We start from the raw sequence: 15,072 nt of genomic DNA on the forward strand, positions 1-15,072 counted from the left end.
AGAGGAGAAAAACAATGGCGGAATTAGGAATTATTGCACTGATGTTGTTTTGTACAGCAATTGTTGGCACGTTAGCACAGAGATTTCAGATTCCAGCCGTGATCGGGCAAATTGTTGTTGGTATTATCCTTGGTCCTGCGTTACTAAACATAGTTCATCCAAACGAAATTCTATCGTTTTTAGCAGAAATTGGTGTGATCATTCTGATGTTTATGGCTGGGTTAGAAAGTGATTTGCAATTGCTAAAGCGTTACCTTAGGCCATCTTTGAGTGTTGCTGTTTGTGGTGTAATTGTACCAATGGTTGTGTTTGTGGTGGCAGGCAAGGTGGCCAACCTCACTACGGAACATGCCGTTTTCTGGGGAATTACATTTGCTGCAACATCGGTTTCAATTACTGTTGAAGTTTTACAAGAGATGAAGCGGCTGAACGGCAAAGAAGGAACCACAATTTTAGGGGCAGCAGTGGTGGACGATATATTGGCAGTTTTAATTTTGAGTGTGTTTGTTACTTTAACCCACGATGGTGGTAGCGGTAATCAACTGCCGTTACAGTGGAGCCTGTTGATTCAATTGGTTTACTTTGTTGCCGTTTATCTATTCGTAAAATGGGTAGCACCATGGGTGATGAGACTTGGCAATCGAATGTTAGTTAATTCGGCACCAACCATTCTTTCGATCGTTGTTTGTTTGACAATGGCATATGTCGCTGATTTAGTTGGATTGAGTGCCGTTGTCGGGGCCTTCTTCGCAGGAATTGCGGTTGGCCAGACAAGTGTCAGACAAGAAATTGAAAACACAGTTACACCAATTGGCTATGCATTTTTTATTCCAATATTTTTTGTCAGCATTGGATTAGAAATGAAGTTTGATGGTGTACTGGATCAGTGGGTATTAATTTTAGTACTAACGATTTTAGCAGTTGTAACTAAACTTTACGGTGGCGCTATTGGAGCCAAACTGACGGGTTTCAGTTGGTCGTCCGGGTTAGCAGTCGGAGCTGGAATGATTTCGCGAGGAGAGATGGCATTAATAATTGCACAAATTGGGTTGTCAGCGAATATTTTATCGGGTGGACAATATTCTGATTTGGTAATTGTGATTGTGTTGAGTACGCTAATCGCACCGCTGATGTTGAAGTATTATTTTAGGAGAGTGTTTTAAGAGACGCTATGCCCCGTTTCAAATAAGACGATAACACATAAGTCCCCGAATTTGGGACTTATGTGTTATCGTCTTATTTGATGTGGGGCAGTCTCTTAAAGCACGTTTCAGCTGCATAAGAGGAAAGCTCAAAAGGAAAGAGAAATAAAACGAAAGTCTTATTTGATGTGGGGCAGTCTCTTGAAGCACGTTTCAGACGAATAAGCTGAAAATTGAAGAGAAAAAAATTATGAAAATCAGGCATTATTTGAAAAATGAACATTTACACAAAATCACGGCGACAATAAAAAATAAGCCTCTACTCCAACAACCATTGATTTCGTGATTATTAGATTAGAGGCTTATTCTAACGATGATTAACTGTTTAAATTACACTGATTAATTTGAATGACTCAGTTTACTATGTCTGTAGCCATAACTAAAGTATAAAATGATTCCTAACAAGAACCAGATACCGGCACCGATCCATGTTTCCATCTTTAGTTGTGTCAGCATTACCAAGCAAGCAAGGCCTGACAAAATTGGCAGAAATGGGTACCAAGGAACCTTGAAACCACCCTGATTTTTGATATCTTTACGATGACGTAATGGAATAATTCCAAATGAGACGAATGTGAATGCCAGTAGTGTACCGATATTAACCAAGCTGGTTAATTGATCAAGTGGTACTAGTCCGCCCATTGCGGCGATAATGATGGTCACTGTGATCAAGGCGTTACTTGGTATCTTGTGTTTCTCGTTAATCTTATCTAAATAGCTAGGTAAGAGGCCATCACGGCCAATTGAATATACCAATCGAGAACTAGAATAAATCATCGTAACCATCATGGTGAACATGCCAATCAAGGCACCGATTGAAATTAATCCGGCAACCCAGTTTTGATTGACGTATTGTAGTGCAAAAGCTACTGGGTTAGCAACGTTTAACTTGGTATATTTAACAATTCCAGTCAGGACAATTGAAACGGCCATGTAAAGAATAGTGGCGACGATCAGCGTTCCAATAATGCCAATTGGCATATTCTTCTTAGCATTCTTTACTTCTGCGGCAGAGGAAGAAACGGCATCAAATCCTAAGTAAGCGAAGAAAACTAATGCTGCACCCTGTAGAACACCACTTGATTTGTATGGTAAGAATGGATGCCAGTTACTTGGCTTGATGTAAAATGCACCAACAATGATGAAAATAATGATGATGGCAATTTTAATGATGACCGCCCAATTATTAATTCTCATTGAGGTTGTCATTCCACGAGATAAGAGGAATGAAATTAACAATACGATAATAATTGCGACCAAGTTAACGTACGTACCATGAGATGGATCAAATGGCCCCGCAATGGCCGTTGGTACGTGAAGGCCGAATCCTTCAATAAACGAATTAAAGTAAGCAGCCCATCCAGTTGATACGGCAGCAACGGCCAACATGTATTCAAGGATTAGTGCCCATCCAAGAATCCAGCCGATGATTTCTCCAAAAACAACGTTACCGTATGAATACGCACTGCCGGCAACGGGCATTGATGAAGCAAATTCTGCATAACACATTGCGGCAAGAGCACAAACAATTGCGGATCCTAAAAATGATAAAATAATTCCTGGTCCACTAGTTGTCGCAGCAACAGTTCCTGGTAAAATAAAGATACCGGTACCAATGACGGCACCAATTCCTAAGGCCATTAAGTCAAATGCCGATAATGTCTTTGCAAAACGATTGTCACGTTCAAGATAACGGTCTAGACTTTCCTTACGGAATAAATTAGAAAACATACAACAAACCACCTTTGATAAAATGAATGATTGCGTTTAAACTAGGTAACATCATACCGTTGGTTAAGATTAAAAGTCAATTAAAATTAGACTAATTTATTGATATTTGGAAGGAATCGTGAAGTTATGAAGATTGAAGTAACGAGTGGTGCAGTAGTTTATCGCCAGGTAAATGATAAGATCGAGTATTTACTACTACAAAGCCAAACCCGGGACATTTTTGGGGATTTCCTAAGGGCCATGTAGAAGATGGAGAAAATTTAATTCAAACTGCCCAACGAGAGATTATGGAAGAAACTCACCTTAACTTGGAGATTAATAGTGATTTTTCTGTTAAAACAGAATATGATTTACCAAATGGCAATCATAAGAAAATGACATTGTTTACAGCTGAATTAAATCAGCAAAATCAAATTAAACTTCAGAACGAGGAAATCAAAAATTCCGGTTGGTTTAATTACTCTGATGCTCGTCAACAATTAACATACGATAATTTAAAAGGTTTATTAGATCAAGTCGATAAACATTTAACTGAAAAATAATCTAACTAGATAGGAAGAAGACTGATGAAGCATGTATTAATCGTCACCGGTGCAGCAGGATCGGGAAAGACGACGGTGAGTGGGTATCTCAATGAAACGTATCATATACCACGAGTAATCACGCATACGACTAGAAAACCACGTGACGGTGAAGTTAATGGAGTGGATTACTATTTTGAAACTCGCGAATCAATGGATCGGTTGCACTTGCTTGAACAGGTTGAGTACGATCATAATTTGTACGGATCGTCATATGAGGGACTTGAGAAAGCATGGGCACATAGTGAATTAGCAACGATCGTGCTAGACACAAAGGGTGCACAGACTTATCGGAAAACACTTGGTGAAAAAGCAGTGGTGTTGTTTCTAACTGTGACTAAGCGGCATTCTTTGGTGCGACGATTAGCTCAGCGTGGAGACTTAAAGACAGCGGTCAAACAGAGAATCGCCAGTGCTGAGTACCATCGAGATCTGACACTGCCAGATCAACTTAGTGACATTGCTAATGTGATCGTTAACGACGATTGGGAGAAAACTAAGATGGAACTTGATAAATTAGTTAAATCATTAGAGCATTGACACAACACACTTTGTTTGGGTTAAACATTGGTCTATGTTAATATGACAGTTATAAAGATTATCACGGATTGAACGAGGCGAATCCCCAATGGAAACAACAACTGCACAAGCACTAGAAATACTACAAGATAACCACTATAAATTGACGAAACAACGTAAATCCTTGATTGGCTTTTTATCTACACATCGGGAGCGTTACGTGGACATCACAAAAATTGATTCATATTTAAGACAATTGTATCCAGGCATGAGTCACAATACAATTTACCGTAACCTCAAAGAATTTGAAGAAATCGGCATTGTTGAGACTCATATTGAAAATGACCAAATGCAAGTTAAATATCAGTGTGATTATGCTAATCAGCACCATCACCACTTTGTTTGTCAAAATTGCGGTCGGGTAACTGAAATTCAGATGTGCCCAATTGATATGTCTTTTTTTGAAAGCCAACTACCAGGTGCGGAAATTACCGGTCACAGATTTGAACTGGTGGGACTATGTGCCGAATGTCGTGCTGCTAAGAATGATAGCAAGTGACCTAATGCGCTCCTTACAAATGGAGATCGCTGAAAGGCCGCTTTTTTATTATAAAAAATTAATGTGACTTTGATAAATCTTAATAATCTCAGCGTATTAAAGTTCAATATTCTGAGTTAATATATTGTTAGGAAAATATAAGAGGAGAATAACCTATGGCCTATCGTACACCACCATTTATGACACCTTTTGCAATTGTTTCGATTGTTCTTGCCTTAGGGGCAACAAACATTGTTGTTAACAAAACAACACATACTAATGAAGGGGCGGCCATCACGAGTACCTCATCGAGCACTACGTCATCCAAATCATCACTATCAAGTAGTGATTCATCGAGTAAGGATGATAAGCCTAGTGAGAGCAGTAGTGATATGTCGTCTTCAACAGATGAGTCTAGTGCAACAAAGACGTCAGATGCTAATTCAACTTCAACAGATGAAAATTCAACCAGTAATGCAACCAGCAACGATAATTCAACTGCGGATGATACGACAAAAGCATCTAGTTCATCAACAACCACAACGAGTTCAACACCAACGACTACTACGACAACAACGGATGATTCTGAAAGTAATTAAATTAAGGGGGAATAATTCATGCTTAGTCTGTTAGATATGATTAACCATTCATTGGGTTATTTTAACCTTAATGTGAAACTTAAAAATCGGCTTTACACTGTGATTGGCTTTGTCGGGCAGTGGTATTTGCTGTACGTTGCGATCCGACTACTTCAAAATGGTAAATTATTGCGAGGATCGTTGTATACAATTGTGTTCATCCTCATTTTCTATTTTTCTGTGCTCAATATCATTTATTATTTTACAAATAAACGTAGTAAATTTGATATTTCCCCAAAAATTGAAAAATTAATGGGTGGGCCAAGAAAAGAAGATCTACAACAAGAAAATAATGTTCAAAATACAGCGCCAGTGATTCCAGCGAATGGACTTTTTACTGATGATCAAATATTGCCAGCAGATGTGGTTACGAATGAACATGAGAAGGCTAACCTTAAGCGCGTAGTTAAACAAATGATCGAAGCTGAGGTATTGTTGAATGACTACAATGGCATGAGCGAAAGTGAAATTATTTCGCAAAATCGCGAAACTGGAGAAGCAATTCCAGCACTTAGGCCTGAACAACCAATTCCATACTTTGAACTGGTACCAACCGGAGCACGGCTGGAAATTTACGTTGGGATTAACCAAATGGAACGATTAGCAGTTGGGCATATTACCAGTGTTGGACTGACCGAAGTAAGCACGGCTAGAAAAAATTATAAATTGTATTTGGCCAATGTGTTCATTTCCGGGGGACCAGTCAAAATAGCCGGTCGGTCGGACTCAACAATTGTTTCTGAAGAACCATATGACCTGAATGTTAAGGTAGCTTACAAGACCAAAACCACTGATTGAAATTTGATTTTAAGATGAGAAATTGATATACTGTAGTCTAATCAAATTTTAATAAAAGATTGAGGGATTGCAATATGAGTGACAAAGTACAACGATTGCTAGGTCGAATGCGCACGGATCTAAGGAATGTTAAACCATCAGCAATTCGAGCGTTCGATCAAGAAGTTTCTGATATCCCAGGAATTATTAAGCTAACGCTTGGTGAACCTGATTTCAGTACACCAGAACATATCAAAAATGCCGCGATTAGAAGTATTAGAGCGGATCACTCACATTATCCTCAGTCAATTGGGACTCCTGGCTTACGCAAGGCGGCGGCCAATTTTCTGAATCAGAAGTATAACTTAAACTATCAACCAGATAACGTGATTGTCACGGTAGGAGCTACTGAGGCCATCTCGGTGGCCATTGGTTCCGTAGTTAATAAAGGTGATAGGATCATTATTCCAACTCCAATTTGGCCCATGTATATTCCGATTGCACGAATGCAGGGAGCAGAACCAATTTTTATTGATACTTCAGCGGATAACTATGTTCTGACACCGGCGCGCTTGAAAAAAACGTTGCAAGAATATGGAGACAGTGTGAAGGCGGTTGTGTTAAATTTTCCGTCTAATCCAACTGGAATTACTTACCGCCGTGAAGACACAAGGGCAATTGCTGCAGTGCTTGCCGAGTACGACGTCTTTGTCATTTCAGACGAAATATACAGTGAACTGACTTATGGAGAGCCTCATGTATCGGTGGCTGAATATTTACCTGAACAGACAATTTTGATCAACGGAGTTTCCAAGTCTCATGCAATGACCGGCTGGCGCATTGGTGTGATTTGTGCACCTAAGCTGATTGTAGATAACTTGTTTAAGCTACATCAATTCAGTGTGACGACCGCAACCTATGTAGCTCAAGATGCAGCGCAGGAGGCTTTTGAAAATGGACTAAATGACGGTCAAAAAATGCGGCAAGAATATGAAAAACGCGGTAATTATTGTTATGATCAGATGAAGAGTATGGGTTTTGGTGTCGATAAACCTCAAGGAGCATTTTACTTATTCTGTGAATTGCCAGATTGGTTTGACGAAGATGAAGCTTCATTTTGTCATAATTTAGCATACAGAAATAAGGTTGCAGTAGCTGCTGGTTCGCCGTTTGGACCTGGTGGTGCCAATCATATCAGAATCAGTTATGCTTCTTCGATGACACAATTGCATTCAGCGATGGAACGTATCCGAAACTATCTGAATGACCGGTATGGAAATTAGATATTGTTAGCAAGAACTAGGACAGAGGTCTTGGTTCTTTTTGTTCATAATGTATTTAGTTAAGATTGACACTGGCTAACTAAATAATTATAATAAAATTTGTTAGCCACAAATTTAAAAGCTAACTAATATTAATTATTGATATCCTATTCCTATAAAGTTAGGCTACGTTAACCAATTTAAAAGTTATTTTCAAAATAAAAATATTTTATTTAACGTTATATTTTGACGTGTTCAAAAAAATGAATTAAAATTTAGCTTAATGTTTATTAAATTAGAACGGAAATCTTAAGTTAATATTCATATAAATTTTACAAATTGGAGGAGATTCGCATGTCGATGATCGAATTTCACGATGTTCAAAAATATTATGGTGATTTCCACGCCCTGAAGGACATTAATTTAACCGTTGAAGCGGGTGAAACTGTTGTTTTAATTGGGCCATCAGGTTCTGGTAAGAGTACCTTAATCAGAACGATTAATGGATTGGAACCAATCCAAGATGGTAAGCTGATTGTCAATGGTTATGATCTAGCTGACAAGAAGACAGATCCAAATAAAATTCGAAAAAACGTGGGGATGGTTTTCCAACACTTTAACCTCTACGCCAATAAAACTGTGCTAGAAAACATCATGTTAGCACCAAAAGTTGTTCTCAAACGTGATGATGATGAAAACCGCGACTTTGCGATGAAACTCTTAGATCAAGTCGGGCTGGCAAGCAAAGCGGACAGCTATCCTCGCCAACTTTCTGGTGGTCAACAACAACGAATTGCGATTGCTCGTAGTTTAGCGATGCGTCCAAAGTGTCTGTTGTTTGATGAACCAACGTCAGCACTCGACCCAGAAATGATTGATGATGTTTTGAATGTTATGAAGGATATTGCTCGTGACTCTGATATGACGATGCTTGTCGTAACTCATGAAATGGGATTTGCTCGTGAAGTGGGCGATCGTGTTATTTTCATGGCCGATGGACAAATACTTGAAGACGATAGCAAGGAAACATTCTTTGACGGCCAACCAAGTAACGAGCGTGCTCGTCAATTCTTAAGTAAAATTATCGTTCACAAGTAGGGGAGGAACAGCCATGAAAAAATTTTGGTGCTTCATGGGGCTGTTCTCTGTTCTGACATTAATGTTAATTACATTGACATCTTGTGGATCATCAACAGCTCTATCAAAACGAGACGTATTACAAGCTGATAAAAAGTCTAATACCATTACTTGGGGTGTTAAGGCTGATACCAAGCTGTTTGGTTTAATGAATGTTAAAACTGGTAAGGTTGAAGGTTTCGAAATTGACCTCGCCAAAGCACTAACTAAAGAAATTCTAGGTAAAAACGGTAAGGCCGTCTTTGTACCTGTGACAAGTCAAACACGGATGCCACTGTTACGTAACGGCAATATTGATGCAATTATGGCAACTATGACGATTACACCTCAGCGTGCAAAACAAGTTGATTTCACTCGTTCATACTTTGATGCCGGCCAAGCAATTTTAGTTAAAAAAGGTAGCCCAATTAAGAACGTTTACGATCTTAACAAGTCTGGCAAGGTCGTTCTGGGTGTTACTGGGTCAAACTCCGTTGAAAACATCGGCAAGTTCGCACCTAAGGCTCGAGTGCTTCAGCTATCAGATTACGCTCAAGCATTTACAGCCCTTAAATCTGGACAGGGGGATGCACTGACTACTGATAACGGTATTTTATATGGTATGTCAGTTGAAAACCCAGGTTATGTTGTTGTCGGGGGCTCATTTACCAAAGAGCCTTACGGGATTGCAGTTAACAAGGGACAAAAGAACTTCCGTAATCGTTTGAATAAGGCCCTTACTGCGGTTGAAAAAGATGGAACCTACAACAAGATCTTGAAGAAGTGGTTCAGTAATGTTCCAGGACTTAACTATAAGGAGATGATGCGCTAATGGCCCATATTGTTGCAACCCAATGGCCACTGCTGTTAACCGGCTTGTGGCACACAATATTGTGCAGTGTGATTGCACTGTTCTTCAGTTTAATTATTGGATCGTTGTTTGCGATTTTTGAAATTATGCCTAATCGAGTCATGCGAATTATCGGTCACGTCTATGTGGAAATTTTCAGAAATATTCCATTGCTGGTTATTACCATGTTCTTCTTTGTTGTTATACCATTATACGTTACTAAGATTAACGGCTTCACTGCCGGCACGATTGGCCTAACAATCTATACTTCAGCCTTTATCGCTGAAACTGTTCGATCAGGAATTCAGTCAGTAGAGTCTGGTCAAATGGAAGGTGCGTTATCAAATGGTTTAACTTTCTGGCAATCGATGCGATTTATTATTTTGCCACAAGCATTTAAAATCGTTATCCCACCGTTAGGTAACCAATTTATTAACTTGGTTAAGAACTCATCAGTGCTAGCCTTCGTGGCCGGTTTTGATTTGATGTATCAAGGTAACATGATTGCTAATAATACACTTCAAACAATGCCATCTTATTTCATTGTGGCGGTTTTGTATTTGGTTATTACCATGCCATTAAGTTATTACATGCGTCATCTTGAAAAGAAATTAGCCTAAGGAGGTAGATGGAAACCGTGCAAAATTTTATTAATGCATATTCATGGACCAATATCCACTACCTGCTTCAAGGGTTATGGGTAACGGTTGAAGTTTCAGTTGCTTCGATTATTCTTAGTTTCATTTTTGGTACGATCTTAGGTGTTATTAGATATGCTAACATCAAATACGTTTCGGCAATTATTGGCTTTATTATTGATCTGATTCGTAATCTACCATTGCTGATCATTATCTTCTTTACTTACTTTGGTTTGCCAAACCTAGGATTCAAACCAGCAATTATTGAAGCAGCAATTTTAGCAATGACGGTGTTCGAATCAATGATGATTGCGGAAATTGTTCGGTCAGGCATTATGGCGGTCGATTCAGGTCAGATGGAAGGAGCATTATCAAATGGTCTTTCGTACTGGCAGGGATTGAGAATCATTATTTTACCGCAAGCATTACGTAATATGATTCCAGCGTTGGTAAGTCAGTTTATTTCGCTGGTTAAGGATACATCGTTGGCAACGATCATTGTGTTACCAGAAATGATGTATCATGCTCAAATCATTTACGGTCAGAATACAAACTACATCATCCCAATGTTCGTGGCGTTAGCTGTACTATACTTTGTAGTATGTTATGCATTATCTCTCATTGCACGTTACTTTGAGAAGAGAATGTCGTACTCAAAATAGAGAGAGCGTAGCCAAGCGTTCAGGCATTGTGATATTAACATAAAAAGAGGGTCATGCGTTCGAACTGTGAACGCATGACCCTCTTTTTATGTTAATATCATGGATGCTTGCTTGGCGTAGCTCATTTCGACTATCAAAATTAAAGAAGAGGCAACAGTAACATTAAATTGATTACTGTTGCCCTTCAACACTGCTCAGGTTAAAAAATTAAATAGCATTAATTCCTTAAATAATCTGCTAATTCCTTACCCCTTAACTCGGCACTCACCCCAACACGCAGTCTGATCAAGGCTTTTTGACCATTCAGATATCGACTAATAATGAATCCGTGTTTAACTAGTTGCACACCGCCGCCATCATAGGCGTACACAGGCACCGCCTGACCGCTATAACAACGTGACACAAGAATTACTGGTATATCAGCATCGATGAATCGCTGAAGTGCTTCAGCGACTTTAGGGGGGAGGTTACCAGCTCCCATGCCTTCAATGACAATACCGTGAGTGGTGGTAATATCAAGTAAGTTAATGATAGAATCGTCCATACCCGCATATGCCTTGAACATATAAAAACCAGTGGCGAGATGATCAATATTCAGTGTTTGATCCCTAGTAACGTTGCTGTAGAAGAACGCACTACTACCGATAATCTCTCCGAGTGGGCCAATTTCAGGACTTTTAAATGTGCTCAAGCTGGTGGTATTTGATTTAGTTACATATCGAGCTGCATGAATTTGTTGGTCCAGGACTACCATTACACCTTGTCCATGTGCTAATGGTGATAGTACCGCGGTTAAAGCAGCCCGAATGTTTGAGATTCCATCGGCGCCGATTTGATCTGTGGATCGCATTGCACCAGTCACAGCCACTGGACAAGCTACATCGGTTGTTAAATCTAAAAAGTAGGCAGTTTCTTCAAGTGTATCGGTACCATGTGTGACAACAATGCCATCGTATTTTTGACCAACAGCGTTAATTTTGTTGCTGATTTGTAGCATTTTTGCTGGTGTCATGTGTGGAGAAGGTTCGTTAAATAGTTCCTCTTGATCAATTGTCACGCCGTTTGATTGATTGCCAATTAATGTGAGTAACGGATTATGATCTGATTTTTCAACGCTTCCATTTTCATCAGTATGCATTGAAATAGTTCCGCCGGTATGAATGATTAATAACTTTGTCACGTAAATTCACTTCCATCTTGTAAGATAACTATCCCATTTTCTCCGCAACTCAATATTTTGTCAATCAAATAAAAAAATCCGCACAGCTACTGGACTGTGCAGATTAATTAATTGTAGAGATTAAAATGTTCCTTCAAAACGAATCTTATAAGATTTAGTTTCTCCAGCTGGCAAAGTTACGTCCCCAAAGTTAGGGTGATGAGGTGTATCTGAAAGTGTTTGTGCTTCAAGAGCCACAGCCTCATAAGGATGGGCAACGCCACGGTTATAAGTCATTGAATCGTCAAATGAGTTAGCCGTGAAGATAACTAATCCATTGCGTTCCGAATAGATCTTGAGTGAGCGGCCACTGGCTGGATCACTAAGTGTTGCCACAGAATCCGTAGCACTAGGCTTAACAACAAGCAGATCATCAAATCCCTTTTCGGTAGTATTTTGCATGCCATCAATTGCATCCTTCAACAGTGTTGGCTTGCTGAAATCAAATGGTGTACCGGCTGTATCTAAGAGATTGCCAGTAGGAATCTTTTCATCATCGAATTCCAAATGTTGGTCAGCGTTAGCCTGGAAGGTGTGGAACAAGATATTGTCTGTACCTTCATCTGCCAGATTCCAATATGCATGACTAGTCGGATTAAATAATGTGTCAGCATCACTAGTTGCAGTGAAGTCAATTGTGACCGAATTATCATTCGATAGAGTGTAAGTCACCTTTGTAGGCATCTTACCTGGGAACTTATCCATTTCTGGTGTGAATGTCTTAGTCAATGTTAATGAAACTCCATTAGCATCTTGACTAGTTTGTGCGTCCCAAATTTGGAATGAAAATCCATTTGAACCACCGTGCAGATTGTTGTTGCCTTCGTTTTGATCGACTTGGTACTCCTTGCCGTTCAAAGTAAACTTACCATCTTTTAATCGACCGCCAATTCGACCGACGATTCGACCAGCGAAAAATGGGTTGTTTGTGTAGTTCTCTAAGTCTGCGGAATTCAACAGCAGGTTGGTTTTGCCATCTGTATATGAACGCCAGAGACCGGCAAATGTAATTACCGAAATGCTAATACCGTTATCATTTGTTAATGTGTATTCATCAACAGTTTTTCCTTCATACTCACCAAATGCATGTTTAGAAATGTTCATCAATATTGCCTCCAGAAATTTATTGCCATTTTTACCGTTAAGATGATTTTAGCACGCTTTGCCTGTAAACTAAACAATGAAAACGTTATTAAAAATATTTAAGAAAACGCTTGCAAAAGAATGAGCTTACGTATATAATCATGCTTGCAAGTTGGTTGAGCACATAAACAAACTAGCCATTATCTAAGTATACCGTGCGCAATCAAAAAAATTCTTGCAAAGTGAGGAGTTGTATCATGCATAAAGTATCTAGAGGATTTATCTACTTCTTTGGTGCGTTGGGCGGAATTTTATTCGGTTATGATACAGGTGTTATCTCAGGAGCAATCCTGTTTATTCAAAAGCAGCTTAACTTGGGAACTTGGCAACAAGGCTGGGTTGTTTCAGGTGTGCTTGCTGGTGCGTTAGTTGGTGCGATTATCATTGGACCATTGGGTGACAAATTTGGTCGAAGAAAAATGGTAATGGCTTCGGCTGTTATATTCTTTATTGGAGCCTTGGGGTGTGGTCTTGCACTTGGGTTCTGGTCATTAATCTTATTCCGGTTTGTTTTGGGAATTGCCGTTGGTGGTGCTTCGACAATGGTGCCAATGTATTTGTCAGAGGTTGCACCTGCTGACATGCGTGGGTCACTTTCCAGTTTAAACCAATTAATGATTATGACTGGTATTTTCTTAGCATATGTTACTAACTACGCTTGGTCAGGATATACAATTGGCTGGCGTTTGATGGTTGGTGCCGCAACGGTACCTGCTGCTATTTTGTTCATTGGTGGTATCTTCTTACCAGAAAGTCCTCGTTTCTTAGTGCGGATTGGTAAGATTGATGAAGCTCGCGGTGTTCTTGGCCAACTTCGGAACCAGGATGAAGTTCAGGCTGAATTAACGGATATCGAAGAAAAGGCCAAAATTAAAATGGGTGGTTGGGGTGACCTGTTTTCAAAAGTTGCTCGTCCTGCTTTAGTTATTGGTATTGGTTTAGCTATTTTCCAACAGATTATGGGATGTAATACAGTTTTGTATTACGCTCCAACAATTTTTACTGATATTGGTTTTGGGGTTTCGGCGGCATTGCTTGCGCATATCGGCATTGGGATCTTTAACGTGATCGTTACTGCGGTTGCTGTTGTGATTATGGATAAGGTTAACCGTAAGACCATGTTGATCGTTGGTGCACTAGGAATGGCTGCATCATTGTTCACACTGGGGATTGCAATGCATTATTCACATAACTCAATGACAGCTGCATATATCGCTGCGATTGCCTTAACTGTTTACATTGCATTCTTCTCAGCAACGTGGGGCCCTGTAATGTGGGTTATGATTGGTGAAGTCTTCCCACTTAATATTCGTGGTTTGGGTGTTGGACTCAGTGGTACCTTTAACTGGGGCGCTAACATGATTGTTTCTCTGACATTCCCAACTTTGTTAGCTGCACTTGGTACAGAAACATTGTTCGTTGGTTATGGAGTCCTGTGTGTACTGGCCATTTGGTTCGTCCACTCAGGGGTCTTCGAAACCCGTGGCAAGTCTCTGGAACAGATCGAAGGATACTTGGACAAACGTGCTGGTGTTACTTCAACTGCTAAAAATGATTAGAATGTACAAGTTGATAAGCATTAACTAAAGTGAAGGACACGACCATTTAAGGATCGTGTCCTTTTTTGTTGATATCTCAATAACCCTAATTATTACCAATTGGTAGCGTTTTCAATTAGTTATTGATAAACTAAAGTTGTAGAGATAATTAAAATAAAGAGGAGGGACGTCTATGGAAAAATATCGTAAAATTTTAGTAGGTGTTGATGGATCTTCACAGTCAAAGCAAGCATTGAAAAGAGCAATTCAAGTTGCTAAAGATTTTCATGCTGAATTATTAATTGCCTCTGTACAAAATGATGCGAAGTTCACTAACATGGGTTTTGGCAGCTCAGTGGTTAATAAGACGAGCCCGACAGTTATCACTGAGGCTAAGCATCAACTGGTCTTGTTTCTTAACCAGTGTGAACAACTTGCTAGCGAGCAAGGCGTGCAGGTTGATGCGGTGATGGCACACGGTAGCGCTAAAAAAGAATTAGCGGTGACGATTCCAGAAAAGTATCAAACTGATTTAATAGTAGTTGGTGCAACAGGACTGAATCGAGTTGAACAAATGATTATTGGGTCAACAGCTAGTTATATTATTGAGCATACTCAAACAGACGTACTAATCGTAAGAACTGAATAAATCATAAAG

15 protein-coding genes and 1 pseudogene are annotated in these 15,072 nt (G+C 39.5%); 13 read left to right on the forward strand and 3 right to left on the reverse strand.

The features are described from left to right. Positions 1-14 precede the first annotated feature (14 nt). Positions 15-1,163, forward strand: coding sequence for a cation:proton antiporter (locus tag FD16_RS02950; protein WP_010621535.1), 1,149 nt, complete (start codon positions 15-17; stop codon positions 1,161-1,163). Positions 1,164-1,541: 378 nt separating this feature from the next. On the opposite strand, the gene FD16_RS02955 is transcribed toward FD16_RS02950, so the two are convergent. Next, complete coding sequence (locus FD16_RS02955; RefSeq protein WP_010621536.1) at positions 1,542-2,933, reverse strand: APC family permease; 1,392 nt, start codon at positions 2,931-2,933, stop codon at positions 1,542-1,544. A gap of 126 nt (positions 2,934-3,059) precedes the next feature. Between FD16_RS02955 and FD16_RS02960 the strand changes: the two are divergent. From FD16_RS02960 to FD16_RS03005, 10 genes and pseudogenes are all read left to right on the forward strand, one after another. Beyond that, positions 3,060-3,475, forward strand: a pseudogene (locus FD16_RS02960) (bis(5'-nucleosyl)-tetraphosphatase). A gap of 24 nt (positions 3,476-3,499) precedes the next feature. Beyond that, positions 3,500-4,054, forward strand: coding sequence for a guanylate kinase (locus tag FD16_RS02965; RefSeq protein ID WP_010621539.1), 555 nt, complete (start codon positions 3,500-3,502; stop codon positions 4,052-4,054). An 88-nt stretch (positions 4,055-4,142) separates the two neighbouring features. After that, positions 4,143-4,592, forward strand: coding sequence for a Fur family transcriptional regulator (locus FD16_RS02970; RefSeq protein ID WP_010621540.1), 450 nt, complete (start codon positions 4,143-4,145; stop codon positions 4,590-4,592). Positions 4,593-4,747: 155 nt separating this feature from the next. Continuing rightward, positions 4,748-5,170, forward strand: coding sequence for a hypothetical protein (locus FD16_RS02975; RefSeq protein WP_010621541.1), 423 nt, complete (start codon positions 4,748-4,750; stop codon positions 5,168-5,170). A gap of 18 nt (positions 5,171-5,188) precedes the next feature. Beyond that, positions 5,189-6,007: a DUF6681 family protein gene (locus FD16_RS02980; protein ID WP_010621542.1), complete on the forward strand. Its 819-nt coding sequence runs from the start codon at positions 5,189-5,191 to the stop codon at positions 6,005-6,007. Between the two features lie 74 nt (positions 6,008-6,081). Further along, positions 6,082-7,269 (forward strand): aminotransferase class I/II-fold pyridoxal phosphate-dependent enzyme, encoded by a 1,188-nt coding sequence (locus FD16_RS02985; protein WP_010621543.1) that lies wholly within the window; start codon positions 6,082-6,084, stop codon positions 7,267-7,269. A gap of 333 nt (positions 7,270-7,602) precedes the next feature. Further along, positions 7,603-8,346, forward strand: a complete 744-nt coding sequence (locus FD16_RS02990; protein WP_029508321.1) for an amino acid ABC transporter ATP-binding protein — start codon at positions 7,603-7,605, stop codon at positions 8,344-8,346. Positions 8,347-8,359: 13 nt separating this feature from the next. Further along, a complete protein-coding gene (locus FD16_RS02995; RefSeq protein WP_010621545.1) occupies positions 8,360-9,196 on the forward strand; it encodes a transporter substrate-binding domain-containing protein in 837 nt (278 codons plus the stop codon). Beyond that, positions 9,196-9,834, forward strand: a complete 639-nt coding sequence (locus FD16_RS03000) for an amino acid ABC transporter permease (protein ID WP_010621546.1) — start codon at positions 9,196-9,198, stop codon at positions 9,832-9,834. The genes FD16_RS02995 and FD16_RS03000 overlap by 1 nt, the downstream gene beginning before the upstream one ends. A gap of 17 nt (positions 9,835-9,851) precedes the next feature. Then, positions 9,852-10,514 (forward strand): amino acid ABC transporter permease, encoded by a 663-nt coding sequence (locus FD16_RS03005; protein WP_010621547.1) that lies wholly within the window; start codon positions 9,852-9,854, stop codon positions 10,512-10,514. A gap of 217 nt (positions 10,515-10,731) precedes the next feature. On the opposite strand, the gene FD16_RS03010 is transcribed toward FD16_RS03005, so the two are convergent. Then, positions 10,732-11,694, reverse strand: coding sequence for an asparaginase (locus FD16_RS03010; RefSeq protein ID WP_010621548.1), 963 nt, complete (start codon positions 11,692-11,694; stop codon positions 10,732-10,734). A 120-nt stretch (positions 11,695-11,814) separates the two neighbouring features. Further along, entirely contained in the window at positions 11,815-12,837 is a 1,023-nt protein-coding gene (locus tag FD16_RS03015) for an aldose epimerase family protein (RefSeq protein WP_010621549.1), read from the reverse strand. A gap of 236 nt (positions 12,838-13,073) precedes the next feature. On the opposite strand from FD16_RS03015, the gene FD16_RS03020 reads away from it, so the two are divergent. Next, complete coding sequence (locus tag FD16_RS03020; RefSeq protein WP_010621550.1) at positions 13,074-14,435, forward strand: sugar porter family MFS transporter; 1,362 nt, start codon at positions 13,074-13,076, stop codon at positions 14,433-14,435. Positions 14,436-14,607: 172 nt separating this feature from the next. Beyond that, positions 14,608-15,063: a universal stress protein gene (locus FD16_RS03025; protein ID WP_010621551.1), complete on the forward strand. Its 456-nt coding sequence runs from the start codon at positions 14,608-14,610 to the stop codon at positions 15,061-15,063. Positions 15,064-15,072 lie beyond the last annotated feature (9 nt).

It is taken from the genome of Paucilactobacillus suebicus DSM 5007 = KCTC 3549 (assembly GCF_001434475.1).
Taxonomy (GTDB): Bacteria; Bacillota; Bacilli; order Lactobacillales; family Lactobacillaceae; genus Paucilactobacillus; species Paucilactobacillus suebicus.

Excerpts from the sequence above, each read along its gene's own strand:
- FD16_RS02950 (WP_010621535.1), top strand. The coding sequence starts at position 15 with ATGGCGGAATTAGGAATTATTGCACTGATGTTGTTTTGTACAGCAATT.
- FD16_RS02955 (WP_010621536.1), bottom strand. The coding sequence starts at position 2,933 with ATGTTTTCTAATTTATTCCGTAAGGAAAGTCTAGACCGTTATCTTGAA.
- FD16_RS02965 (WP_010621539.1), top strand. The coding sequence starts at position 3,500 with ATGAAGCATGTATTAATCGTCACCGGTGCAGCAGGATCGGGAAAGACG.
- FD16_RS02970 (WP_010621540.1), top strand. The coding sequence starts at position 4,143 with ATGGAAACAACAACTGCACAAGCACTAGAAATACTACAAGATAACCAC.
- FD16_RS02975 (WP_010621541.1), top strand. The coding sequence starts at position 4,748 with ATGGCCTATCGTACACCACCATTTATGACACCTTTTGCAATTGTTTCG.
- FD16_RS02980 (WP_010621542.1), top strand. The coding sequence starts at position 5,189 with ATGCTTAGTCTGTTAGATATGATTAACCATTCATTGGGTTATTTTAAC.
- FD16_RS02985 (WP_010621543.1), top strand. The coding sequence starts at position 6,082 with ATGAGTGACAAAGTACAACGATTGCTAGGTCGAATGCGCACGGATCTA.
- FD16_RS02990 (WP_029508321.1), top strand. The coding sequence starts at position 7,603 with ATGTCGATGATCGAATTTCACGATGTTCAAAAATATTATGGTGATTTC.
- FD16_RS02995 (WP_010621545.1), top strand. The coding sequence starts at position 8,360 with ATGAAAAAATTTTGGTGCTTCATGGGGCTGTTCTCTGTTCTGACATTA.
- FD16_RS03000 (WP_010621546.1), top strand. The coding sequence starts at position 9,196 with ATGGCCCATATTGTTGCAACCCAATGGCCACTGCTGTTAACCGGCTTG.
- FD16_RS03015 (WP_010621549.1), bottom strand. The coding sequence starts at position 12,837 with ATGAACATTTCTAAACATGCATTTGGTGAGTATGAAGGAAAAACTGTT.
- FD16_RS03020 (WP_010621550.1), top strand. The coding sequence starts at position 13,074 with ATGCATAAAGTATCTAGAGGATTTATCTACTTCTTTGGTGCGTTGGGC.
- FD16_RS03025 (WP_010621551.1), top strand. The coding sequence starts at position 14,608 with ATGGAAAAATATCGTAAAATTTTAGTAGGTGTTGATGGATCTTCACAG.